The organism is Bradyrhizobium sp. ORS 285 (genome assembly GCF_900176205.1).
GTDB lineage: Bacteria > Pseudomonadota > Alphaproteobacteria > Rhizobiales > Xanthobacteraceae > Bradyrhizobium.
On record NZ_LT859959.1, the window covers coordinates 1218706 to 1244339 of the forward strand.

Annotated in this window: 14 protein-coding genes and 5 pseudogenes; 9 read left to right on the forward strand and 10 right to left on the reverse strand. The window is 60.6% G+C overall.

All coding sequences use genetic code 11. The annotated features are described in order from the left end of the window. Positions 1-1147: 1147 nt before the first annotated feature. The 5 genes and pseudogenes from BRAD285_RS05360 to istB (BRAD285_RS05370) all read left to right on the forward strand — a co-directional run. Positions 1148-4846, forward strand: coding sequence for a Ulp1 family isopeptidase (locus BRAD285_RS05360; RefSeq protein WP_244563585.1), 3699 nt, complete (start codon positions 1148-1150; stop codon positions 4844-4846). A gap of 428 nt (positions 4847-5274) precedes the next feature. Beyond that, on the forward strand, positions 5275-5595 hold the full coding sequence (locus BRAD285_RS36605; RefSeq protein WP_006610921.1) for a helix-turn-helix domain-containing protein: 321 nt from the start codon (positions 5275-5277) through the stop codon (positions 5593-5595). 68 nt (positions 5596-5663) lie between these two features. Next, the gene (locus BRAD285_RS36610) at positions 5664-6257 is read left to right on the forward strand and encodes a transposase (protein WP_006610922.1); all 594 of its coding nucleotides are present in this window, start codon (positions 5664-5666) and stop codon (positions 6255-6257) included. 8 nt (positions 6258-6265) lie between these two features. Continuing rightward, positions 6266-6586: a hypothetical protein gene (locus BRAD285_RS36615; RefSeq protein WP_371507538.1), complete on the forward strand. Its 321-nt coding sequence runs from the start codon at positions 6266-6268 to the stop codon at positions 6584-6586. A 17-nt stretch (positions 6587-6603) separates the two neighbouring features. Next, positions 6604-7368, forward strand: a pseudogene (gene istB / locus BRAD285_RS05370) (IS21-like element helper ATPase IstB); the annotation flags it as partial. A 307-nt stretch (positions 7369-7675) separates the two neighbouring features. Here istB (BRAD285_RS05370) and BRAD285_RS05375 read toward each other — a convergent pair. The 6 genes and pseudogenes from BRAD285_RS05375 to BRAD285_RS36620 form a co-directional block, all read right to left on the reverse strand. Continuing rightward, positions 7676-7873 carry a DUF4102 domain-containing protein gene (locus tag BRAD285_RS05375; RefSeq protein WP_006610927.1) on the reverse strand — a complete coding sequence of 66 codons (198 nt, stop codon included), beginning with the start codon at positions 7871-7873 and terminating at the stop codon, positions 7676-7678. A 629-nt stretch (positions 7874-8502) separates the two neighbouring features. Then, positions 8503-8730: a hypothetical protein gene (locus BRAD285_RS05380; RefSeq protein WP_006610928.1), complete on the reverse strand. Its 228-nt coding sequence runs from the start codon at positions 8728-8730 to the stop codon at positions 8503-8505. A gap of 901 nt (positions 8731-9631) precedes the next feature. Then, positions 9632-9875, reverse strand: a pseudogene (locus BRAD285_RS36145) (hypothetical protein). Positions 9876-9877: 2 nt separating this feature from the next. After that, positions 9878-11569, reverse strand: a pseudogene (locus BRAD285_RS05390) (IS66 family transposase). A gap of 69 nt (positions 11570-11638) precedes the next feature. Then, positions 11639-11959 carry an IS66 family insertion sequence element accessory protein TnpB gene (tnpB, locus tag BRAD285_RS05395; protein WP_371507540.1) on the reverse strand — a complete coding sequence of 107 codons (321 nt, stop codon included), beginning with the start codon at positions 11957-11959 and terminating at the stop codon, positions 11639-11641. A gap of 23 nt (positions 11960-11982) precedes the next feature. After that, positions 11983-12372: a transposase gene (locus BRAD285_RS36620; RefSeq protein ID WP_087877602.1), complete on the reverse strand. Its 390-nt coding sequence runs from the start codon at positions 12370-12372 to the stop codon at positions 11983-11985. Between the two features lie 52 nt (positions 12373-12424). On the opposite strand from BRAD285_RS36620, the pseudogene BRAD285_RS05405 reads away from it, so the two are divergent. Further along, a pseudogene (locus BRAD285_RS05405) lies at positions 12425-12771 on the forward strand (transposase); the annotation flags it as partial. A gap of 139 nt (positions 12772-12910) precedes the next feature. Here the strand turns inward: BRAD285_RS05405 and istB (BRAD285_RS05410) are convergent. Both istB (BRAD285_RS05410) and istA read right to left on the reverse strand, forming a co-directional pair. Further along, positions 12911-13735, reverse strand: a complete 825-nt coding sequence (gene istB / locus BRAD285_RS05410) for an IS21-like element helper ATPase IstB (protein WP_006611535.1) — start codon at positions 13733-13735, stop codon at positions 12911-12913. Then, complete coding sequence (istA, locus tag BRAD285_RS05415; RefSeq protein WP_244563594.1) at positions 13732-15234, reverse strand: IS21 family transposase; 1503 nt, start codon at positions 15232-15234, stop codon at positions 13732-13734. Before istA ends, istB (BRAD285_RS05410) begins: the two co-directional genes overlap by 4 nt. 221 nt (positions 15235-15455) lie before the next feature. Between istA and BRAD285_RS05420 the strand changes: the two are divergent. The 3 genes and pseudogenes from BRAD285_RS05420 to BRAD285_RS05430 all read left to right on the forward strand — a co-directional run. Continuing rightward, positions 15456-16164 (forward strand): annotated as a pseudogene (locus tag BRAD285_RS05420) (IS3 family transposase); the annotation flags it as partial. Between the two features lie 303 nt (positions 16165-16467). Continuing rightward, the gene (locus BRAD285_RS05425; protein ID WP_087877603.1) at positions 16468-19890 is read left to right on the forward strand and encodes a Ulp1 family isopeptidase; all 3423 of its coding nucleotides are present in this window, start codon (positions 16468-16470) and stop codon (positions 19888-19890) included. An 867-nt stretch (positions 19891-20757) separates the two neighbouring features. Further along, positions 20758-24039, forward strand: coding sequence for a Ulp1 family isopeptidase (locus BRAD285_RS05430; RefSeq protein WP_087877604.1), 3282 nt, complete (start codon positions 20758-20760; stop codon positions 24037-24039). Between the two features lie 71 nt (positions 24040-24110). Here BRAD285_RS05430 and BRAD285_RS35215 read toward each other — a convergent pair. Then, a protein-coding gene (locus BRAD285_RS35215) for an IS630 family transposase (RefSeq protein WP_087877595.1) occupies positions 24111-25053 on the reverse strand; the annotation gives its coding sequence in 2 pieces (ribosomal slippage) (positions 24111-24716 and positions 24718-25053; 942 coding nt in all). A 227-nt stretch (positions 25054-25280) separates the two neighbouring features. After that, the gene (locus BRAD285_RS05445; RefSeq protein WP_035646313.1) at positions 25281-25601 is read right to left on the reverse strand and encodes a hypothetical protein; all 321 of its coding nucleotides are present in this window, start codon (positions 25599-25601) and stop codon (positions 25281-25283) included. Positions 25602-25634 lie beyond the last annotated feature (33 nt).

Consider the following 25634-nt stretch of genomic DNA (forward strand, 5'->3'; position numbering starts at 1 on the left):
GGCGCTAGATAGTGCAACGGGCAATGTCATCGGCAAATGCAATTCCCGTCACCCGTGCGGCAAAGTTCCGTAAATTCGTCGATGACATCGAAGCCGCGGTCTCGATGTCCACTCTTCGTGGACAACTATGCCGCACACATGGCCTCCTAATGATCCGCAACCTGCTAGCCAAGCGGCCAGGTTCGCATATTCATCTCACGCCGACAAGTTTGTCCCGACGCACTCATGTGAGCGGTTCTTCGCTGTCACCCGACCAGAAGATCCGGGGGCGCATCTATCGCAGCGTCCAGTCCCTGCGCGCGGATATTCTGGACTTCATCTGTCATCAGAATGACGATTCAAGCCATTCGAGTTGATCAAGTCCGCAGATGACATCCCCACGTCCATCGAACGCTTCTGCCGATACGATACTCAAGCCAAGGTATCGCAATTGCAAATCTCTCGTTCAGGACCCTAGCATTCTGCTGTAGTATAGGCCTCCGTCGGCGGATTTCGTTGGTATCACGCTCCGGACGAGGTTTCGTTGTGGCGCAATGACCCCCCGTGCTTTGGTCTTGCATGGGCCCGGACACGGTTCAGAACCGTGACGAACGAAGAGACTGGCGTCGATCGAGTCTAGCGCCGTTGCGTTGCCCCACCCCCCGCGGTCAAATCAGCCAAAAACCCCACTTATTAGGGCCTACTCACAACATTCGGATCTAGCTCAAGCCCGGACTACATCATTCCGCAATGGCGGGCGATATCGACTGGAACCAACAGCCGACACCTGTATACTTGTCGGGTCTGCTACGTGTGTCCACTCATTCGGAGGCCGTTCGGAATGGACAGTCGATCGGGTGTCCGCAGCTCAATATGGCCGGCGCTTGTTAAAATCAGCTTGAAGCGTACGTAGCGTCAGATCGTACGGTCCGAATCGTACAGCGTCAAGTCCTACGGCCGGAAGTGAAGCCTCAATCACCTCAATGCCTCAGGTGAGTGGGGATCAGTCACCGCGGGTCGGTTGAGGTGAATGTGAGGCCATTGAACTAAGTTCGATCCGGCTGAATCCGAAAGTGACTTTCGGCTTCCGAATTCAGAATTCTTGATGCTCCACTAGGCTGTTGTTCCAGTGCAGCCATGACGAGCCATTTCATCCACGGAGAGGAATATGGAACCCGGCTATAGTGACCCAAACTATTGGATGCGCTGGTACGCAGAGCAGCAAGAGCTGCTGCGTGCGCGGCAGGAGGCAGATCTCGAGCCGGTTGATCAGGCTGGCTTTGATCAGCAGCTGAGCGAACTGCAGCTTCGATCCTCCGAGGAAAGTTCGCCTGAGGCCAGTTCGCCTGACACTCCAGTCGTGCGGTCGGACGGCAATATTCAGCGCGCGAGCAATGGTGGTTTAGTGCTTGTGCCACAAGGACAGGACTTGCGTGACAGTTTGTTCAACGGCGCGCATTACAGCGTAGATGTTCAGCGCGCTCATCCCGGATCGGGCGCTGGCGGCTTGGGTTTGCTGTCATCCGGGAGCCTGCGCTACGAAGCGCCGTTAGAGGCGCAATCTACAGTTCGGACGAAAGAATACAGCAAGCCACGTGGATTCTTTTCCCGGATGAAGTCAGGACTAGGTAAGGTCTTGGGAGGACGCCGTAGTGAGAAGTCGTCTGGCGATCCGGAATATGTTGTGCTGCACTCCGAGCTTCGTATCGACTGTGCAAAGCGCCATCGCCCGTCCGATGCAGATCAGGAACTGATTGAAGGCTTCAAGACAGCGTTAGTTACCGCGAACCGCAATCCAGAAACGATCAAGAATTACACGCTGGCCCTAGAGCAGTTTAGCGAGTTTCTCCAATCCAAAAGCCTCGTTCTGAAGGATGTGCTCGACAGTCCTGATCTGTTGGCAGCCAATAAAGATGAATTTATGCAAGGAGCGAGCGCCCATAGCAGGGGCCGGAGAAGTTTGAACGCAGCTCTCAATGCGCTTAATAGTTCTCTGGCTGGAGAATCGCCTGCAGCCCCTAGTCGGGGCTCGTCCGACCTGATCGAAGACTTCAGGACAGCGTTGAGAGCCGCGAACTTTCACCCCCGAACTGTTAGTGACTACGGGGTAGCACTTCGGCAGTTCAGTGAGCTCCTCCAATCCAAGGGCCTCACTCTGAAGGACGTGCTTGGCGATCCTGATCTGCTGACAGCTTCTAAAGATGAATTTATGAAGGGCGCGAGCGCCCATAGTACGGGCAGGAAGTCTTTGGGTGGAGCTCTACGTGTGCTTCAGGATTTTCAGGCCGGCAAGACTATCGAAGCCCATAGTCGAGTATATACGCATGGCCACCCCATGCATCCGTCTGACGAGCTGTTGATCTCTCAATTTGAGAAAGCTGTCAGAGAGTATAAAATTGAGCCTGATGGTACCAGAGGCCGCGGGACTGGAACGGTTCCCTCCGAGACCATTCTCAAGTCTGTGAGAGCGCTTACGGCGTTTGCGCGTTGGCTTCTAGCGCACAATAAGGATCCATTAGCCAGGTTGTACACGGAGCCAACGTCGTTGGCCGACGACGTGGACGAGTACCTGCTCGAAGGCGGCGGCGGCGATAGGGGCCGCCTCAGCGTGGCGCTGTCTCATCTCAGGAGATTAAGCTCTGACGGGCAGCTCGCAGCCATCGGTGCCGGCCCTCGCCTGATGGGACGCCAAACATTCGCTCCTCATCCGGAGGACGCCGTCGCTATCGACCGTGGCATGACCAATGCGCTGTCCATGGGCGAGGAAAGAAGCGCCGCTGGGGCGCAAGCCTCGCTACTGCGCGGTTTCAGTGATTGGCTTCAGAGGGAGGGCAGGCCGACCATTGTGGACCGGATTGACGGAACTGTTGACCAGCAGGCCTCGTTGAGGGCTGATCACGTGGCGTACCGTAAAACCGGAAAGCATGTGCCCGGGTTTGATCAAATTCGAGCGTTCTTGGGTCTCGGACCAGGATTTCGCCCTTACCACGAGGATGCCGGCCTCATCGAGGGCCTCGCCAACGAGGAGTTGAGCAAGCCCAATCCTCCTTCTCGACAGAAGAGAGCAGCAATTCGAGATACTACTTCAGCACAGCGCGAGTTCAGCGATTGGCTCCGCACGACCGGTAGAACGAGCATCGCGAGCCGAATCAATGGCAATGACGAGCAGCGCTGCTCGCTGGATCGAGACTACGAGGCATTCAAGGAAGTTAGGGGTAAGGCCCCCGTGGCTCTGAAGAAGCTGAGGCAGTACGCACAGGTCGTCGATGCAAATAGGGCGCTCGGCCTGGACCTCCCGCAACAGAGAGGCGAGCCGGACGCAAGCTCGGCCTGGAGACGAACTTTGCCGCAGCCGCCGTCCGAAGCTGAGTGGACCCGGTCGCAGCCCGACCGGTTTGGGCAGGCGGGGTTGCAGACTTCGGCCGACTCAAGCTCGACCTCAACCTGGCTTCAAGACTTGCAATTGCCGGCCTTCTTCGACTTTCCCACGCCGGAGGGCGCGCCCGCTCACTCATCAGAGATTTACCAGGGCCTTTCTTCGTTCGCGGACCTGCCGTCTACACCGCAGGCCGTGCGTGACGACGCCCAGTCGGCCTACTTCAATGTCTTTCCGGAAGACGCGCCAGTCCCATCCTCAGAGATTTACCAAGGCCTTTCTTCGTTCGCGGACCTGCCGTCTACACCGCAGGCCGTGCGTGACGACGCCCAGTCGGCCTACTTCAATGTCTTTCCGGAAGACGCGCCAGTCCCATCCTCAGAGATTTACCAAGGCCTTTCTTCGTTCACGGACCTGCCGTACACACCGCAGGCCGTGCGCGACGACGCCCAGTCGTCCTACTTCAATGCCTTGCCGGAGGGCGCGCCCGTCCGCTCCTCAGAGATTTACCAAGGTCTTTCTTCGTTCACGGATCTGCCGTCTACACCGCAGGACATGCGTGACGACGCCCAGTCAAGGCCGGCGCTCAGCCCAGCCGGCGCTCCGCCGTTCTTCATCGGCCCCTCAGGCGTTCTGCAGGAGCTCGAAGACATCGGACATCTCGTCGGTGAGGATTGGCGGCATGGCTCACAACCGGTGCCGGATTATCTGATCGATGTGCTGGACAACAAAATGCTGTTGCCGAGTTCGCGAATGGCTCCCCAGCCGGTGGCCATCAACGGAGAGACCTATTCCGTCACAATGGGACCGCGAGGTCGCCGTGACTCCCAATTCGTCCATCATCCCCGTCACCTCGCCGCCTGGGATGCCCAGGCCGGCACATCGGGTACCGCTGCTTCTTCCGGCGACCGCAGCGGACGTGTGCTGGGCTCCATGCAGTGGCTGGGTGACGAGCACATCCAACGAGACTACGAGCTTCTGTCGGAGGAGTTGCAGCAAAGCAATCCAGATCTCGCCGCTCGGACCCGGTTCGTGGATCCCCTAATGGCCTTTCAGCTGGCCCATAGCACAGGTGCCGATGCCCTAAGGGCGTTCCATATAATCGTGTCCGATCGGAATGAAAACGACACAGCCGACTTCCTGTTCCTGCCGGTGAACAATGCCAGTATCTCGGGCCTCTCTGCGCGAGGCACTCATTGGTCGTTGCTGCTGGTCGACCGTCGCAACCGCGACAGGCCAGTTGCCTACCACTACGACTCCGCTCAACAGTACGGCAATGCCGGACCAGCGGCAAGACTCGCAGCAGCAGTAGGGGCCAATCCGCAACATGCCCCAATAGCTCAGCAGAGCAACAGCTACGATTGCGGCGTCTTTGTCGTCGACGGTACGAGGGAGCTGGCACGAAGGCTTGCAGGAGGGCGCCAGGTAGATCTCAACCTCAGCAACCTCATCGTCGATCGGCAGGCACTTCAGAACCGGCTGAAGAGCTGATGTCGGCTTCAATAGCGTGCCTGATTGAAGCACAGCGTCTCGCCCATTGAGGGTCTAGGATCGGCGTGTCTGTAGAGCATGACGTGTAGCCGGCGTCATGGGCTGCTTTGCAAAATTGCAAGGCAGCCCCAACCGGCGCGATGTGGAATGAACGAACCAGAAGTGCGATCAGCAAGGTATTCCGAAACTTTCGAACTGGGGCTGCGACAAAACCCGCGGCCCAGCAACCTTTATGTTGAGGCGCAGGCTCCTGACCTGCCATCAAGTAGTTTTCACAATCCTATTGGTGTCTTACGCGAAGCAGCGCGGGTGGAGCAAAAAGCGATTGACGAAGCTGGTCGGCTTGCGCAGCCTGTCAGGCGTCATGGAAAATTGCCCCCTGGGCGTCACGAGGAATTGTTCCCTCCTGAGAGGCTAGCAGAGAGCGAATGAGCGAGGAGCGAATCACGGAAACCGGCTTGTGGAGTAATCCACGGGGGCAGGAGGTGAAGACGCCGGACGACGTGGCGGAGATGTTGCGGTTGAAGGCGTGCGGTTGGGGAGTGAAGCGGATCGCCCGGCAGCTGGGGCGCAGCCACCACGCGGTGAACGCCTATGTGGCGGCGCAGGGTGTGAAGCCGTTCAGGTCGCCGGGGCGACGCAGGCTGCTGGATAGTCACGAGGCGTGGTCGCGCGAGCGGTTTCTTCGCCATCCCGGCAATGCGGATGTGGTGCGACAGGATCTGGTGGCCGAGCTGGCTTGGCGGTGAGCGCGCGGACGCTGCAGCGGGCGGTGGCGCCGTATCGCTAGACGCTGAAGGCCGAGGCGCTGGCGACGGTGCGGTATGAGACGCCGCCTGGGCGGCAGCTGCAGATCGACTTCGGCGAGCGGCTGGTCGAGGTCGGCGGTGCCAAGCTGAAGGCCTTCGTGTCCATGGCGACGCTCGGGCATTCGCGGCGGCTGAATGTGCGGGCGTTCCGGGGCGAGGCGCAGGAGCACTGGTTCGCCGGGCTCGAGAGCGCGTTCACAAGCTTCGGCGGCGTGCCGGAGGAGGTCCTGATGAGCAATCCGCGAGCGCTCGTGGTGCGCCATGATGCGGTGAGCCGTCAGGTCTGGTTCAACGACAAGCTGATCGCGTTCGCCAAGTATTGGGGCTTCCCTCCGCGCGCCTGCGCGCCGTACCGGGCGCGTACGAAAGGCAAGGCCGAGAGCGGCGTCGGCTGTGTGAAGAAGAACGCGATCGCGGGGCACAGCATTGCGAGCTGGGAGGCGTTGGAGGCACATCTTGGCCCGCTGGGAGCGCGAGGTGGCGAACGCCCGCATCCACGGCACGACCGGCGAGGCGCCGAGCGTCCGGTTCGATCGCGACGTGGCGCACCGGCTGCAGCCGCTCCGCGACCGGCCGGCCGTTCGGAATGCTGCGCCAGCTGATGCGGATCGTGCGGAATGATTCCGCGGTCGAGGTCGACACCGACGGCTCCTCGGTGCCGGGGCGGCTGATCGCGGAGCGGGTGGCGGTGACGATCGCGGCCGGCGAGGATCGCATCCGGAATGGCGCGCAGGAGATCGCCATCTACAAGCAGGTCGAGGGCCGCCGTATGCGGATCGTCGGTTCCGTGCATTTCGATGGCGTCGCGGGCCGCAATGGCGCCGTCCGCCGCACGGAGGTCGTGACGCCCACGGAGGCTGTGAGGTTATCACCGCCATCGTTGTTGCGTCCGCCTGCCGACTACAAAGCCGCGATCGGAGGAAGCTTCTGATGGCCCACGCATAACGAATGCCCGAAGCATCGGCCGATCCGCTCGACGACATGCTGACGCGCTTGCAACTGACCGGGATCCGCGACCAGCTCGACAGCCTGCTCGACGAGGCGCCGCGTGCCAACCTGTCGGCGCGCGAGACGCTGCTAATGCTGTGCGAGCGGAAGATCGCGCGCAAGGATCATCGCCGCATCGAGATGGGGCTGAAGCTCGCGCACTTCCCCGCAGTGAAGGAGCTCGCCGGCTTCGACTTCGAGGCGCAGCCCTTTCTCGGTCCGAAGCAGCTCCGCAACCTCGCAGCCTCGCGCTGGATTGCCAATGGCGAGAACATGCTTCTGCACGGGCCGCCCGGCGTCGGCAAGACCCATCTGTCCACTGCGCTCGGGCGCGAGGCGATCCTGGCCGGCTACACGGTGCAGTTCACCACAGCGACGACGCTGGCCGCAGGGCTCGCCAAGGCGCACAGCGAGCGGCGCCTGGACGAGAAGCTGGCGCTGTCCAAGCCGAAGCTGCTCATCGTCGGCGAGCTCGGCTACCTGCCGCTTGAGCCGGATGCGGCGCGTCTGTTCTTCCAGCTGGTCAGTAGGCAATACGAGAGCGGCGCCATGCTGATCACCTCCAATCGCAGCGTCGCCGAATGGGGCGCCGTGTTCGCCGATCCGGTGGTCGCCACCGCGATTCTCGATCGCCTGCTCCACTAATGCCAGGTTCTGACCATCCGCGGCGACAGCTACCGCCTCCGCACCAAGCGCAAGACCGGCCCGATCCGTGCGCCCGCGTCTCTTTCGGCGCGCGATAGCCGTCCAGCACATTGTGCTCGACATAGCCTTCGCCGACGCACCGTTAAAGAGGTGTGCACGTGCTTACGGAAGTCCCTCGCGGCCTCACCCTTCCGGTCTGGGCGATCTTGTCTAAAGCCGCCATGATGTTTCGGCGCGCGAGATCCGTGGCACTACCCTCGACATGATCCTTTAGCCCATGTCTCAGTGCGGCCATGAACGGCCTCCAACTGACGACCTGCCGACCGGTCAACGATGCCTCTTAGGGCCCGTCTTGACCATCAGGTTTGCCAGAGTGATCCGCGGGTTCTCAGCAGCCTGCAGTTGCCCCTCGCTTGTCCTCGTTCGGGGCGACGCCGCGGATGACTTCGCCGGCGGCGATCGTCGACGCCTCGCGCGCGGCCTTCTTGTTGAACTTGGGCCACGCACCGAGCGTCTTGCGCTGCGTTCCGATCCCACTCGACTTGGTGAAGAGATACAACCAGGTTCGCGCGCCGGTGTCGCGCATGCGCAGGGCGCGGCAGGGGAGCTTTCTTTGTGAAGATAATGCTGAGCCCTGCCCGGCAACGAGGCGGTGCGAATTACAAAATCAGTGAGTGTCAGCTGGCCTGCTGCTTTGGCCATCAACCCTGTCCATTCCATGTCCCGCGTGTGCCCCGCGACGAGGCCGAAACAGCCCCAGAACAAACCGGGTCTGACACTCTCGCTCTTTTGTGTGCCTCCGGGCAAATCCGCCGGGGGCACATCAGGAGTACAAAATGCAGCAAGCGCGTTATCGCCTGCCGTAGTCAGAATTGACCAAAGCCATTGCTAATACGTACATTTTCCAGATTTCGACTGTAACAGGAATAGGCTGGCCGTTGACTAGGGATTGTGGTTCACACGTGAGAAATCGAAGGTTCGATCTCTTATGTGCCCACCTTTAGGTCGACGATTAGCTTCGCTTCTTCCATCCGGTCAGCGGTTGTAACGCATCGTGCGCCTTCGCCAAGGTCTTAAGCCACGCCGCAATGCGGTGAGGGACGTCTGCTTGATCAGATGCCACCGACGAATGAGTCGATCATCGCATTCGAGGATGGCGGCTAGGCCGCGGCGTCCGACGCAGCGAAGCCGGACATTCGGTCAGCCGTGCTCCGCTCATGGCGCGAGCAATTTCGCGAAGGCCGCGCCAGCACCGAACAAGGCGGCTCCGGCGGTCATCGCCGTGACGACCAGTTCCACGGCACGAGCGAAGCAACGCGCGTAAGCTTGCGGGGCCTCCACAGCGAGCCTGTTCTGCTCGGTGACGATCGTGCGCGTCCCTTTTTCAGCGCGTGCGAGGCTTGCGATCTGCTCTTGCTGATCCATTGTGACGGTTTCGATCATTCGAGGCTAACCTCTCCTTGGGCCGCGAATCGTCGCCCAGCCATATCCCCACTATGCGGACATAAGTATTATGTATCAGTACCAGAACCACCGCCGGCCCGCACGAGCTTGTCGGATACCGCCTCAATGTTACGTAACAATCTGCGTATGACAGAACAGATCGAACCGTTCCCATCTTTTGCCCTGACGTCGGCAATGTTGCTCCATCAGTTATTGCTCAATTCCGACCACGAAGGAGCTGACGGCGGCATGTCGCGGAAATTGTACTTCACAGAACGGTCAGAGCCGATCTCTCAAAATCTCGTCAAACCACGAAAACCACTTAACATGTGCACGATAGGCATCGGAGAATGGATTGCGGCTTCTCTTACGAGCACCAGAACAAGAGTAAAAGCAATGAGGCGACTGATTGATTCGCACGCGCCGTGCGATCACACTCTTCTGGTCGACCGAGCGTTCTAAGATGCGCGCAGGCGACCAACATCAATGCTTCGGCTTTTTTATTACGTCGATCAGGCAAATAAAGCACTTGGCCCATTGGCCAGTCGGCTGACTATGATTCTTCCTGACCTGATGCTCGAGTTTTTCGATCGCCATTCGACACATAGAGAGATTTGGTCCTCCAACTGAATCAATTGGTTACCAAGAGCCGACGATACCCGATCGGGTAAGATCAATTAAATCTCATTAAACAGTTTGTAATTATTGGGTTCGTTCATACGAACTGAAACAGAAGTCGCACAACATTATTCATCGGGTGTTACCTTGTCATAAAAGATGGAGCACGTTCTGTCGCGCCGGAACCGAGCCGCGCTAGGCTCTAGCCTATCTGCGTCACTTTAGGCAGCTCGGACGGTTGAGAGGAGCGTAAGCATCCGGCGTAGGCCGCAGTCTGACTATATTATCTGGATTGCCGGCGTTTGAGCAATCCTTGGTTCTCCTTGTGCATTCGAACTTGTTCGATCAGATTTTCGACGCCTTGGTCAGTGAAGGCCTGGACGCCATCTTCTCCGACGCCATAGACCCAGACCACGCCGTCCTCGATCTCCATCTCGTTGGCGACGTCGATCAGCCAGCCTTCATCTTCCCCGAGGTTTCGCGACCTGGGTGAGGGTGGTGACGTGATGAACCTTGTTGACGTGCATGGCTATGCCGCTCGAGCGGAGAGCGCTGATGCCGATGTCATTTCCAGGGCAGCAATTCGTCCAGCCGGTGAGCCGGATGAGCTGCGATGCGCGCGAGGACATCGGCGAGCCAGGCCTGCGGATCGATACCATTCATTTTGGCCGTGACGATCAGGCTGTACCCGGCCGCCGCGCGCCGACCTCCGCGATCGGAGCCGCAGAACAGCCAGGACTTTCGACCGAGAGCGATGCCTCTCAGCCCGCGCTCGGCGGCATTGTTCGAGAGGCAGATCCGCCCGTCATCGAGGAACGCGGTGAAGCGGAGCTTGTTGCGCTCGAGCTCGGTCCGAAGCCGGAGCGCGAGATCCGCAGCGCTTGAGGATGTAGTTGAACGCCTTGGCGAGGTCGTGGCCACGGGACAGTTTGGCGAGTTGCTCGCGCATATAGACCTGCAGGTCCTCGATCAGAGGCCGGCTCAGTGCCTGCCGCACCCGAACGCGCTCCTCGGCGCTCCTACCATTGACGGAGCGTTCGATCTCGAACAATGCATCGATCCGTCGCACCATCTCGACCGCGATCGGCGACAGCGGAATGTCCTTCTTGCCGGAAGCCTTGCGTCGCGCGTTCTCGTCGATGTCGGCCATGACGAAGAACGGGCGCCGGGCATGTACCCAACACGCCGCTTCGCGGATCGCTCCAGGTTGGCGCTCCGCCAGATAGAGCTGGTTATACCCGTCATAGGCATCGGCCTGCAGGATGCCGGCATAGCCTGCCAGATGCTTCTGCGGGTGCTCGCCCCTGCGGTCGCGGGAGTAGTAGAACATCGCTGCCGGCGGGTCGGCGCCGCCAAACGGCCGATCGTCCCGGACGTAGATCCAGCATCTCCCCGTATCGGTCTTGCCCTTGGCCAGCACCGGCACGGTCGTGTCATCAGCATGAAGGCGCTCGGCCGCCAGAACGTGGGATTCGACTAGGCGTAGCAGAGGTTCCAGCGACGCACAGACCGATCCAACGGCATCCGCCATGGTCGAGAGCGCGATCGGCACGCCTTCCAAGGCGTAACGCTCGGCCTGGCGGTTCAATGGCTGATGCTGGCCGAACTTCTCGAACATGATCATGGCCAACAAGCTCGGACCGGCCCATCCCCGCGCCACGGCATGGAACGGCGCTGGCGCCTGGCTGATCTTCTCGCAGTCGCGGCAGGAGAACTTCTCCCGCACCGTCTCGACCACCTTCCACTGCCGCGGCACTGCCTCCAGAGTCCGCGTCACGTCCTCTCCGATCTTGCGCAGGCGATTGCCGCCGCAGCACTCGCACGCGGGCGGCGGATCTATCACAACCCGCTCGCGCGGCAGATGCTCCGGGAAGGTCTGGCGCTCCGCACGCTTGCGCGTAAATCCGCGCACGGTCGTGGTCCTGGCCGCCGCCTGCTCGGCGGACAGTTCGTCCTCGGTGGCGTCGACTTCCAGTTCCTCGAAGGTCAGCGCCAACTGCTCGATCAGCCGCGACGAGCGCTCCGACTGTTGTCCGTAGATCTGATGCCGCAGCTTGGCGATCTGCAGCTTCTGCTGGGCGATCAGCGCGCTGTCTTCCGAGGCTTTCGCGCGGGCGACAGCCAGCTCCGCCGCAATTTCCAAACCCCTGGCGCGCTCGGCTGCCAGCGCCTCTTTCAAGGCCGCTATGTCATCGGGACCGGCGTCGCGCTCAGCATTCATACAGCGCAGTGAATCACAGATCGAAGGTATTGTGACTCCCCAAACGCCCAAAGCCGAAGGATTATTGGCTCAACCCGCGCTTTGCGGTCGCCAGCTTGCCTGCGGATGTCTCCAGTCGATGCCCTCGAGCATGTAAGCCATCTGCGCGGCCGAGATCGACACCGCGCCGTCCGACGCCGAAGGCCAGATGAACCTGCCGCGATCCAGGCGCTTGGCGTACAGCGACATACCCAACCCGTCATGCCAGAGAATCTTGACCAGATCGCCGCGACGGCCGCGGAAGATGTAGAGATCGCCGGCATGCGGGTCGCGCTTCAGGCTCTCCTGGACTCCAAGCGCCAGGCTCTGCATGCCACGGCGCATGTCGGTGTGGCCGGTCGCGATCCACACGCGTACCCCTGACGGAATTGGGATCATCGCGTTCGCCCGTCCGTCAACGCCGCGACGGCAGCCTTCAGCGTCGCCTCATCGACGACGCCGGTGATCCGCATTCTGGCTCCGGCTGCAAGCTCGATCTCAATCGCGCCGCCGCCGGTCGGCACGGCCGGCTCTGCGATCACAGTCGCCGGAACGAAGTCCAGTCGCGGCCCAGCTTCATTCTGTTCCGCGCGGAACAGCCGCCGCCACTTGAGAAGCAATGAACGTGAGATGCCGTACCGCCGGGCTGTTGCCGAAACCTGCCGGCTCCCCTGCAGGCTCTCCATCACGATCCTGAGCTTCTCGTCCTCAGACCAGCGTCGCCGCCGACCTGTCTCGACCACTTCAAGCCGCCCGATCCGGGCACTGTCCTTATCTCTGTCCATAAGGACAGTTCTCAGCACCTACGCCAGATTGCCAAGGCGGCCCTCGGCGGAGCGTTACGGCGTGAGCGACGCCAGCATTTACAAGTGGAAGGCCAAATTCGGCGGAATGGACGGCTCGGAGGTCAAGCGGCTGAAGACGCTGGAGGACGAGAACGCGGCTCAAGCGGCTGCTGGCGGATGCCATGCTGGACAATGCCGCCCTGAAGGATCTCCTGGGAAAGAAGTGGTGACGCCCGCGGCGAAGCGGAAGGCTGTCGTACATCTCGTGGCGTTCACGGGATGAGCGAACGGCGGGCGTGTAAAGCCGTCGGCTGTTGCCGCATGACGGTCAGATATCAGACGAGCCGGGCCAATGATGCCGGGCTGCGGCAGCGCATGAGGGCGATCGCCTACGAGCGCCTATAGCGCGACGATCAGGATGAGAACTTGGCGTCAATCTGGATGAGAAGATTGGAGCCGGGTGGCCGGATCATTGTCGCTGGCTCCCGGCTTGGCAAGGGCTGATTGACGCTGGGCGACAATCAGCATTGCCGCAGCGTCAATCAGCCGTGCTTTCGACCTCCTTCGGTGTGGCGTGAACCGGCGGTCGGCCGGCGCCGCGCTTGCGGCCGAGGGCGGCCTTGCGGCGGTAGCTCTCGACGTTCATCTCGATGATCGTGGCGTGGTGGACGAGACGGTCGACGGCGGCGAGCGTCATGGCCTGATCGGGGAAGATGCGGCCCCACTCGCCGAACGGCTGATTGGCCGTGATGAGCAGCGAGCGCCGCTCGTAGCGGGTGGCTATCAGTTCGAACAGCACGCTGGTCTCGGCCTGATCTTTCGACACGTAGGTGATGTCGTCGAGGATCAGCAGATCGTAGCGGTCGAGCTTGGCGATGGCCGCTTCCAGCGCCAGCTCTCGCCGCGCCGTCTGCAGCCGCTGCACGAGATCGGTCGTGCGCGTGAACAACACGCGCCAGCCGTTCTCGACGAGGGCCAGGCCAATGGCCGCGCTGAGATGGCTCTTGCCGCCGCCGGGCGGACCGAACAGCAGCAGGTTGGCGCCAGACTCGAGCCAGACGTCGCCCGCGGCGAGCGCCATCACCTGCGCCTTGGACAGCGTCGGCACGCTGTCGAAGTCGAAGCTCGCGAGCGTTTTGCCGGCAGGCAGGCGCGCTTCGAGCATGTGCCGTTCGATCCGGCGGCGACCACGATCGGCGACCTCGTGCTCGGCGAGTGCTGCGAGGAAGCGCGCGGCGGGCCAGCCCTCCTTGTCAGATTGCGCGGCGAGCTTTGGCCAGATCGCCTTGACGCTCGGCAGGCGCAGCTCGGTGAGCAGCAACTCGACGCGCGCGGCATCAATGGGTGTCGTCGTGCTGGTCATGCTGCATCTCCCGTGTTCGAGGTCATCGGCGCAAAGCCCAGGGACGCCAGTTCGTCGTAGGCGGCGAGCGGAGCAAGCTCGACGGCGACGTCGGGGACTGATGCCTGTTCGGGGCGGAAGCGGATGCGGAGCGTGGCGAGATCCGGCAGCCGTCCCGCATCGAGATCGGCGGCAATGGCCTCGGCGAGCTCGGCCTCGCAGGCCCGCTCGTGAGCGAGAGCAAGGGGCTCGACCGTGACCTTGCAGGCATGACGCTCGTCATATCTGTCCTGCAGCGTCTCGAACGCGCGTCGGTAGGCTGCCCGCGGGAACAGCTGATCGCGGTAGACGAGATTGGCAAGTGCCATCGGCTTGCGGCGCAGGGCATGGATGACGTGACGATAATCGACGACGTGTCCGCCCCGGCTTTCCGACACAGGCTGGCCTCGCCTGAGCATCGCGACCTGCGTGGTGCCGAGGAAGCATTCGAGGCGATCATCGAAGATGCGCACGCGCAGACGATGGCCGATCAGCTTCGAGGGCATCGTGTAGAAAACGCGGCGCAGGATGAAGCCGCCCGACGACGTCACGCGGATCACCTTCTCCTCGAAGTCGCTGGTGCGACCTCGCGGCAGCGGTGCCAGCATCTCCTTCTCGATCGCGATCCGCTTGACGACATGGGCGTTGCGCCGGCCGACGACCATGTCGACGAAGGCACGGTAGGCGTCGAGATCGGCGAAGTCGCGCGTGCCCCGCAGCAGCAGCGCGTCCTCCAGTGCCTGCTTGAGATGGCCATGCGCGCTCTCGATCGAACCGTTCTCATGCGCGATGCCGGCATTGTTGCGGGTCGCCACCATGCCGTAATGCTGCATCAGTTGCTCGTAGCGTTGCGTGATGTCCTCGCGCGCATCGATGGCGAGGTTGCGGAACGCCGCCGACAGGCTGTCGCTGCGATGTTCTCTGGGGACGCCGCCGAGCGCCCACAGCGCGTTCTGCAGGCCCTCGGCCAATGCGACGAAGCTCTCGCCGCCGAGCACGACATGAGCGTGCGCGAAGCCGGAGAACGCCAACCGGAAGTGATAGAGCCGGTGGTCGAGGGACGCGCCTGCGATGGTGATGCCCAGCACGCCGGCGTCGGTGAAGTCCGACAGGCCGAGCCGCCCGGGCTCATGCTCCTGGCGGAAGATGACGTCCCGCTCGGGGCCATTGAACGCGCGCCAAGCCGTGATGCGCCGCTCCAGCGTGCGCCGGATGTTGGGATTGAGGTCGGGATGGCGCCGGCGCAGTTCCTCCAGCACGCCAACCGCTCGGATCCCGGGCGCGGCCTTCAGGATCGGCTCGATCTCCGCGTCCCAATAGGCCGCCAGGGGATCAGGCCGGCGCCGGCCACGTGGCGCCTGCTTCTGCGAGGGCAGCCGCGGATCGGCCTCGATCCGGTAGGCGCTCGCCGTCGAAAACCCGGCTTTGGCCGCCGCGGCCTCCGCCGATAACGTCAGTCGGTAACTCATGTATAGCCTCATCTGGTGGTCGGTGATGTGGAGGCCAGGCAAGCCGTCGATCCCCTCTTGTCGAGACGAATCAACAGCTTGCGCCAACCCCACCCGGCCGCCAGACGGCCTGATAAGGCGCGCCGCCGGCGGGAGCGGTCCTCCGGTCGGGCTACGCCCTCCCTTAGTCCCGCTCCCGCCGGCGCTCTCTCATCCTGATTGTCGCTGGGTTCTCACCTTGATTGTCGCCGCGCAAGCGCCGCCGCTTCGGCTATCGTCGCCTGCACGTCCTGCTCAAGCGGGAGGCCTACTTGGTCAATCCCAAGAAGCGGTTCCGGCTGTACCGGGAGGAACGGCTCACGGTGCGCCGCAGAGGTTAGCGAATGATCGCTGGTCGCTCGACTTCATGTCGGATCAGATGACCGATGGCCGGCGCTTCCGCATCCTGACCGTGGTCGACGACTGCACCCGCGAGTGCCTGGCGCTGGTGGCCGACACTTCACTCTCGGGCACCCGGGTCGCTCGGTAGCAGGACCGGCTGGTCGCCGAGCGCGGCAAGCCCAGGATGGTGGTGAGCGACAATGGTAGCGAGCTCACCAGCAATACCATTCTGAGATGGACCGATCAGAGCCGTGTCGCCTAGCACTACATCGCGCCGGGCAAACCCATGCGGAACGCCTTCTTCGAGAGCTTCAACGGCCGCCTGCGGGATGAACTGCTGAACGAGACCCTTGTCACCTCGTTCGCCAGGTGCGCGTCGCGCTCCGATGCTGGCGGGCCGACTATAACGACGCTCGGCCGCACTCGCAGCTCGGGTGGAAGACGCCATCCGAGTTCGCTGCCACCTGCCATCCGCGTCGGGATCTGGCGCTGCGCTATGTCGAGAGCTCCGCTCCAGCTCCCGCCGCTACCACCGCCCATATGGGCACATCCAACCGTCCGAACGAACTCAGACCTGGATAAAACTTGGGGCAAGGTCAAGACGTCTGCGCGGCAAAATGAAGCTTGAATCCTACGTAACGTCAGGTCGTAAAGTCCGAGTCGTACCGGTCCCGCCTCGCGATCGGAAGTGGGGCTTCAATGTCCTTAAGGTCTCAGGTGAGTCGGGGGCGGCGACCACGGGCAGGTCGAAGTGACTGTGAGGATTTTAAACTGAATTCGAAGCGGCTGATTCCGAAAGTGACTTTCGGCTTCTTGAATTCAATGTTTCTTGGCGCTCCACCGGACGGTGGAGCTAGGAAAAGTTATCTCATCTAAGGAGGCGGCATGGAACCCGGCTATAACGACCCGAACTATTGGATGCGCTGGTACGCAGAGCAGCAGGAGCTGCTGCGTGCGCGGCAGGAGGCCGATCTCGAGCCGGTTGATCAGGCTGGCTTTGAGCAGCAGCTGGGCGAACTGCAGCTTCGATCCTCCAAGGAAAGTTCGCCTGAAGCCAGTTCGCCTGAAGCCAGTTCGCCTGAGGCCGGTTCGCCTGACACTCCAGTCGCGCGGTGGGGCGACAATATGCAGCGCACGAACAATGGTGGTTCGATGCGAATGCCGCAAGGATATAATTTGCGGGACAGTTCGTTCAGCAGTGCGCGTTACAGCGTCGATGTTCCGCGCGCTCTTCTTGGATCGGGCGCAGACGGCTTGGGTGAGGTGTCATCCAGCAGCATGCGTTACGCAGGGCCTTTGGAAGCGCAATCTACAGTTCGGACGAAAGAATACAGCAAGCCACGCGGATTTCTGTCCCGGGTCAAATCAGGACTAGGTAAAGTCTTGGGAGGAAGTCGCCGTGAGAAGTCGTCTGGCGACCCGGAGTATGTTGTGCTCCACTCCGAGCTTCGTATTGACTACGCAAAGCGTAGTCGCCCCTCCGATGCAGACAAAGAGCTGATCGACAAATTCAAGACAGCGTTGATGGCTTCGAACTTCAGCCCCTTTACTGTTAAGGACTACGCGTCGGCGCTTCGGCGGTTCAGTGAGTTCCTCCAATCCAAAGGCCTCATTCTGACGGACGTACTTGGCGATCCTGATCAGCTGGCAGCTTATAGAGATGAATTTGCCAAAGGAGCGAGCGCGCACAGCAAGGGCAGGAGGTGTCTGACCGGAGCTCTCCACGCGCTTCAGGAATTTCAGGATGGAGGATCTATGCCAGTCCCTATTCGGGGTTCGCGTGTAGGCCCCATGCATCCTTCCGACGAGCAGATGATTAACCAGTTTGAGAGGGCGGTCAGAGACTACAAAATTGAGCCTGATGGTACCAGAGGCCGCGGGACTGGCATGGTCCCCTCCGCAACCATTCACAAGCAGGTGAGTGCTCTCAAGCAGTTTGCTCGTTGGCTCCGAGAGCACGATAAGGGTTCATTGACTAGGTTGTACACGGAGCCACCGTCGTTGGCCGACGACGTGGACGAGTACCTCCAAGCTGGTGGCGACGATAAGGGCCGCCTCAGCGTGGCGCTGTCTCATTTGCGTAGATTTGGGACTGATGGGCAGCTCGTAGGTATCGGCGCCGGCCCTCGCCTGATGGGACGCCAAACATTGGGTGCTCATCCGGAGGACGCCGTCGCTATCGACAATGGCGTAACCATGTCCATGGGCGAGGAAAGAAGCGCCGCTGTGGCGCAAGCCTCGCGACTGCGCGGTTTCAGTGATTGGCTTCAGAGGGAGGGCAGGCCGAGCATCGTGGGCCGTGTTAACGGGACTGTTGACCAGCTGGCCTCGTTGAGGGCTGATCACGCGGCGTACCGTAAAACCGGAAAGCAGGTGCCCCCGCTTGATCAAATTCGAGCATTCTTTGGCCTCGAAAAGTTGCGCCTTTACGACGAGGACGCCAGCCTCATCGAGAGCCTTACTAACGAGGAGTTGAACAAGCCCAATCTTACTTCCAAACAAAGCGCCGCAGCTGTAAGAATTGCTTCAGCACAGCGCGAGTTCGGCGAGTGGCTCCGCACAACCGGTAGAACGAGCATCGCGAGCCGAATCAATGGCAATGACGAGCAGCGCCGCTCGCTGGATCGAGACTACGAGGATTTCAAGGAAATTAGGGGTAACGCCCCCGTAGCTCTGAGGAAGCTGAGGCAGTACGCACAGGTCGTCGATGCAAATAGGGCGCTCGGCCTGGACCTCCCGCAACAGAGAGGCGAGCCGGACGCAAGCTCGGCCTGGAGACGAACTTTGCCGCAGCCGCCGTCCGAAGCTGAGTGGACCCGGTCGCAGCCCGACCGGTTTGGGCAGGCGGGGTTGCAGACTTCGGCCGACTCAAGCTCGACCTCAACCTGGCTTCAAGACTTGCAATTGCCGGCCTTCTTCGACTTTCCCACGCCGGAGGGCGCGCCCGCTCACTCATCAGAGATTTACCAGGGCCTTTCTTCGTTCGCGGACCTGCCGTCTACACCGCAGGCCGTGCGTGACGACGCCCAGTCGGCCTACTTCAATGTCTTTCCGGAAGACGCGCCAGTCCCATCCTCAGAGATTTACCAAGGCCTTTCTTCGTTCGCGGACCTGCCGTCTACACCGCAGGCCGTGCGTGACGACGCCCAGTCGGCCTACTTCAATGTCTTTCCGGAAGACGCGCCAGTCCCATCCTCAGAGATTTACCAAGGCCTTTCTTCGTTCACGGACCTGCCGTACACACCGCAGGCCGTGCGCGACGACGCCCAGTCGTCCTACTTCAATGCCTTGCCGGAGGGCGCGCCCGTCCGCTCCTCAGAGATTTACCAAGGTCTTTCTTCGTTCACGGATCTGCCGTCTACACCGCAGGACATGCGTGACGACGCCCAGTCAAGGCCGGCGCTCAGCCCAGCCGGCGCTCCGCCGTTCTTCATCGGCCCCTCAGGCGTTCTGCAGGAGCTCGAAGACATCGGACATCTCGTCGGTGAGGATTGGCGGCATGGCTCACAACCGGTGCCGGATTATCTGATCGATGTGCTGGACAACAAAATGCTGTTGCCGAGTTCGCGAATGGCTCCCCAGCCGGTGGCCATCAACGGAGAGACCTATTCCGTCACAATGGGACCGCGAGGTCGCCGTGACTCCCAATTCGTCCATCATCCCCGTCACCTCGCCGCCTGGGATGCCCAGGCCGGCACATCGGGTACCGCTGCTTCTTCCGGCGACCGCAGCGGACGTGTGCTGGGCTCCATGCAGTGGCTGGGTGACGAGCACATCCAACGAGACTACGAGCTTCTGTCGGAGGAGTTGCAGCAAAGCAATCCAGATCTCGCCGCTCGGACCCGGTTCGTGGATCCGCTAATGGCCTTTCAGCTGGCCCATAGCACAGGTGCCGATGCCCTAAGGGCGTTCCATATAATCGTGTCCGATCGGAATGAAAACGACACAGCCGACTTCCTGTTCCTGCCGGTGAACAATGCCAGTATCTCGGGCCTCTCTGCGCGAGGCACTCATTGGTCGTTGCTGCTGGTCGACCGTCGCAACCGCGACAGGCCAGTTGCCTACCACTACGACTCCGCTCAACAGTACGGCAATGCCGGACCAGCGGCAAGACTCGCAGCAGCAGTAGGGGCCAATCCGCAACATGCCCCAATAGCTCAGCAGAGCAACAGCTACGATTGCGGCGTCTTTGTCGTCGACGGTACGAGGGAGCTGGCACGAAGGCTTGCAGGAGGGCGCCAGGTAGATCTCAACCTCAGCAACCTCATCGTCGATCGGCAGGCACTTCAGAACCGGCTGAAGAGCTGATGTCGGCTTCAATAGCGTGCCTGATTGAAGCACAGCGTCTCGCCCATTGAGGGTCTAGGATCGGCGTGTCTGTAGAGCATGACGTGTAGCCGGCGTCATGGGCTGCTTTGCAAAATTGCAAGGCAGCCCCAACCGGCGCGATGTGGAATGAACGAACCAGAAGTGCGATCAGCAAGGTATTCCGAAACTTTCGAACTGGGGCTGCGACAAAACCCGCGGCCCAGCAACCTTTATGTTGAGGCGCAGGCTCCTGACCTGCCATCAAGTAGTTTTCACAATCCTATTGGTGTCTTACGCGAAGCAGCGCGGGTGGACATGCGATCGTAGCGTAGCTCCCTTCGACCACATCAAGCCAGCACGAGCCAGGGTGCTTCGCAGCCACCCAGAGTACCATCGGAAGCAACCGAACAGAAAAGTGCGTTTGGATCGCAATCAGGCCTAGGGAAATGCGCCTTGCTTCAGCATTGAGTGAAATCAGCAGCCAACACCTCTAAGTCTCTTCGAGCCTACGACAGGTAACTACTCATTCCGAGAATGGTCGAGAACAACACTCGGTCGGCTGTCCCGGCTCAATAAGTCTGCGCTGCAAAATAGAGCTTGAATCCTACGTAACGTCAGGTCGTAAAGTCCGAGTCGTACAGTGTAAAGCCTTGCGATCGAAAGTGGGGCTCAGTTGTCCTGAAGGTCTTAGGTGAGTCGGGATCCGCGACCGCGGGTCGGTCGAAGTGAATGTGAGGATATTTAACTGAGTCGAAGCGGTAGCCTCCGAGGGTGACTCTCGGCCTCTTGACTTAAGAGTTCCTTATTCCTCCCTCGGGGCGCGGTTCCGGTGCAGCTATGAAGAATTATATCAGCTAGGGAGGGGACATGGAACCCAGCTATAACGACCCTAAAGGTTGGATGCACGGGCGCGCAGAGCAGCAGGATCTCCAGCGTGCGCGGCAGGAGGCCGATCACGAGCCAATTGATCTGGCTGGCTTTGAGCAGAAGCTGGGCGAACTTCAGACTCGATCTTCTAAGGAAAGCTTGCCGGAGGGCAGCTTGCCTGACACTCCAGTTGAGCGGTCGGACGACAATATGCAGCGCACGAACGTTGGGGGGGCGATGCGAATGCCGCAATTTGATAATTTGCGGGACAGTTCGTTCAGCAGTGCGCGCCAGAGCGTCGACATTCCGCACGCTCATCTTGGATCGGGCGCAGACGGCTTGGGTGAGGTGTCGTCCAGCAGCATGCGCTACGCAGCGCCTCTGGAGGCGCAATCTTCAGTTCGGACGAAAGAATACAGCAAGCCATGCGGATTTCTGTCCCGGGTCAAATCAGGACTAGGTAAAGTGCTTGGAGGAAGTCGCCATGAGAAGTCGTCTGGCGACCCGGAATATGTTGTGCTCCACTCCGAGCTTCGTGTCGGCCGTGCAAAGCGCAGTCGCCCGTGCGAGGCAGACCAGGAACTGATCGAAGGATTAAAGATAGCCTTGAGGGCCGCAAACTTTACGTCCACGACTGTTAATGACTACGTGTCGGCGCTTCGGCAGTTTAGTGAATTCCTTCAATCCAAAGGCCTCATTCTGACGGACGTGCCTGGCGAGTCTGATCTGCTGGCAGATTGTCGTGATGAATTCATCAGGGGAACGAGTTCTTTTAGCACAGGCAGGAGGTCTTTGAGTGGGGCCCTCTATACGCTTCAGGAATTTCGGGCTGGAAAGTCTATTCAAGCTCCTAATCGGGGTGTGCGTGGTCAACCCATGCGTCCTTCCGACGAGCAGATGATAAACCAGTTTGAGAAGGAGGTCAGAGAGTACAAAATTGAGCCTGATGGTACCAGGGGCCGCGGGACCGGAATGGTGCCCTCAGGAACCATTCGCATGCATGTGGGGGTTCTCAAAAAGTTTGCGCGTTGGCTCCTAGCGCACGACAAGGGGGCATTAGCTCGGGCGTTCACTGAGCCAACGTCGTTGGCTGATGACGTAAGCGAGTACCTCGAAGCTGGTGGCGACGATAGGGGCCGCCTCAGCGTAGCGCTGTCTCACCTGCGTAGGCTCGGGACTGATGGGCAGCTCATAGCTGTCGGCGCCGGCCCTCGCCTGATGGGGCAGCAAATATTGGCTCCTCATCCGGAGGACGCCGTCGCTATCGACCGTGGCATGACCAGTGCGCTGTCAATGGGCAAAGAAAAAACCGCCGTTGCGATGCTAGCCTGGCGACTACGCAGTTTCAGTGATTGGCTTCAGAGAGAGGACAAGCTTAGCATTCTGGACCGGATTGATGGGAGTTTTGAGCAGCAAGCCTCGTTGAGGGCTGATATCGCGGAGTTCCGGAAAGCTGGAAGGCAGGTGCCCGGGTTTGATCAAATTCGTGCATACCTGGGTGTCGAAGGAATTCGCCCTTACGACGAGGATGCCTACCTTGTAGAGGGCCTCGCCAGGGAGGAGTTGAACAAGACCAATTCTCCTTCCCAACAGAAGAGATCAGCAGTTCGAATAACTGCTTCATCGCAGCGCGAGTTCAGCGATTGGCTACGAACAACCGGTAGATTGAGCATCGCTAGCCGTATCAATAGCGATAGAGAGCAGCGACGCTCGCTGGATCGAGACTGCAAGGCTTTCAAGGAAGTTAGGGGGGACGTTCCAGTGTCTCTGAGGAAGCTGAGGCAGTACGCACAGGTCGTCGATGCAAATAGGGCGCTCGGCCTGGACCTCCCGCAACAGAGAGGCGAGCCGGACGCAAGCTCGGCCTGGAGACGAACTTTGCCGCAGCCGCCGTCCGAAGCTGAGTGGACCCGGTCGCAGCCCGACCGGTTTGGGCAGGCGGGGTTGCAGACTTCGGCCGACTCAAGCTCGACCTCAACCTGGCTTCAAGACTTGCAATTGCCGGCCTTCTTCGACTTTCCCACGCCGGAGGGCGCGCCCGCTCACTCATCAGAGATTTACCAAGGTCTTTCTTCGTTCGCGGACCTGCCGTCTACACCGCAGGCCGTGCGTGACGACGCCCAGTCGGCCTACTTCAATGTCTTTCCGGAAGACGCGCCAGTCCCATCCTCAGAGATTTACCAAGGCCTTTCTTCGTTCGCGGACCTGCCGTCTACACCGCAGGCCTTGCGTGACGACGCCCGGTCGTCCTACTTCAATGCCTTGCCGGAGGGCGCGCCCGTCCGCTCCTCAGAGATTTACCAAGGTCTTTCTTCGTTCACGGATCTGCCGTCTACACCGCAGGACATGCGTGATGACGCCCAGTCAAGGCCGGCGCTCAGCCCAGCCGGCGCTCCGCCGTTCTTCATCGGCATCTCAGGCGTTCTGCAGGAGCTCGAAGACATCGGACATCTCGTCGGTGAGGATTGGCGGCATGGCTCACAACCGGTGCCGGATTATCTGATCGATGTGCTGGACAACAAAATGCTGTTGCCGAGTTCGCGAATGGCTCCCCAGCCGGTGGCCATCAACGGAGAGACCTATTCCGTCACAATGGGACCGCGAGGTCGCCGTGACTCCCAATTCGTCCATCATCCCCGTCACCTCGCCGCCTGGGATGCCCAGGCCGGCACATCGGGTACCGCTGCTTCTTCCGGCGACCGCAGCGGACGTGTGCTGGGCTCCATGCAGTGGCTGGGTGACGAGCACATCCAACGAGACTACGAGCTTCTGTCGGAGGAGTTGCAGCAAAGCAATCCAGATCTCGCCGCTCGGACCCGGTTCGTGGATCCGCTAATGGCCTTTCAGCTGGCCCATAGCACAGGTGCCGATGCCCTAAGGGCGTTCCATATAATCGTGTCCGATCGGAATGAAAACGACACAGCCGACTTCCTGTTCCTGCCGGTGAACAATGCCAGTATCTCGGGCCTCTCTGCGCGAGGCACTCATTGGTCGTTGCTGCTGGTCGACCGTCGCAACCGCGACAGGCCAGTTGCCTACCACTACGACTCCGCTCAACAGTACGGCAATGCCGGACCAGCGGCAAGACTCGCAGCAGCAGTAGGGGCCAATCCGCAACATGCCCCAATAGCTCAGCAGAGCAACAGCTACGATTGCGGCGTCTTTGTCGTCGACGGTACGAGGGAGCTGGCACGAAGGCTTGCAGGAGGGCGCCAGGTAGATCTCAACCTCAGCAACCTCATCGTCGATCGGCAGGCACTTCAGAACCGGCTGAAGAGCTGATGTCGGCTTCAATAGCGTGCCTGATTGAAGCACAGCGTCTCGCCCATTGGAGGGTCTAGAGCATGATGTTTTTATACGGAAACATATCCTGAGTTTTTGAGATAGTTCGCACACTCCTCCGCGGAGAAGAGGTCGAGGAGCCTTCCGGCCTTTCGCCAAGTTTCCTCGATAGTGCGCGGTTCTGCAGCTCGCATGAGGTGCTTGAGCTTGGCGAAGACCTGCTCGATCGGATTGAGGTCGGGGCTATAGGGCGGCAGGAAGAGCAAATGCGCTCCTCTGGCGCGGATGATTTCGCGAGCTCGCTTTCCTTTGTGACTTCCGAGATTGTCGAGGATCACGATGTCTCCCTTGGTTAAGGTCGGAGCCAATTCATTCTCAACATGGAGTGTGAAGAGTTCGCCATTAATGGGACCGTCAATGACCCACGGCGCCGTGATCCGATCATGGCGCAGGGCCGCGATGAAGGTCATGGTCTTCCAGTGGCCGAAGGGAACGGACGCGTCCAGACGTTGTCCGCGTGGCCCCCAGCCGCGGAGCGGCGCCATGTTGGTCTTGATCCAAGTTTCGTCGATAAAGACCAGGCGGGAGACGTCAATCTTGTCCTGGTGAGCTTTCCAGCGCGTCCGCTTACGAGCGACGTCTGGGCGATCCTGTTCGGCTGCGCGGATCGTTTTTTTTATAGCTCAGCCCTTCAGCATGTACGAAGGTCCACACCGCGCGAACATCTGTTTTTATCCCGCGGGCCGCCAGCTCCTTTGTCAGTTGACGCAGCGTGAAAGGCCCCGAGCGGATGCGTTGACGCAACCAATCGGCGTTGTCTCCAGATAGAACTGGCTTCTTGTGACCGCCGATCTTGCCAGGTGTGATATTGCCGGTCTCCTGCCTCAGCTTCTTCCATTTCGGGATGCAGGACGGGCTGATCTGGAGACAGCTTGCAATCGAGCGCACGCTCTCGCCGGCATCTGCCCGCGCCAGAGCAACCTCACGGATATCTTCCGAATACGGTCGCGTCATCCATGCTGGCCTCCGCACCCCAGCATGAAGCTTGAATCAGAGATTGCCTCCCTTGGGAATCCGATTCTGAAGAAAAACAACGCGCTCTAGGATCGGCGTGTCTGTAGAGCATGACGTGTAGCCGGCGTCAGGGCTGCTTTGCAAAATTGCAAGGCCCCAACTGTCGACCGGCGTTCAAAAATGCCCCCGCGTATTGCCTCAGCGAGGAATGTTACCCGGACGAAGGTCTACGAACCGGCCCAGACCGGTCTCTGGCCGCGGCCAACTCGGTTTGGAGGGGGTGTGGGCGGGGCGGAGTGCTCATCACACGCAGCGCCGTCCACAGCCCCGGGCCGTATTTCGTCGACGGGCATGGATACGATGGCTGTCTCCGCCACTTTCCGCCGGAGGGACCGAAGCAAGCGCTGGACGATGGAATCCTGCTTGTCGCTGAACGTCAGGGGATCAATGGTGGTGAGCCGGCCCACGATGGTCAGTGCAGTGAGCTGCGGCTCGACGGCGAGCCAGCTCTCGATCGTCGCGAGATGGGGATCGAGCTTGGACGGCATGCGAACGCGCTTTTTGTATCGCCGTTTCGGCAG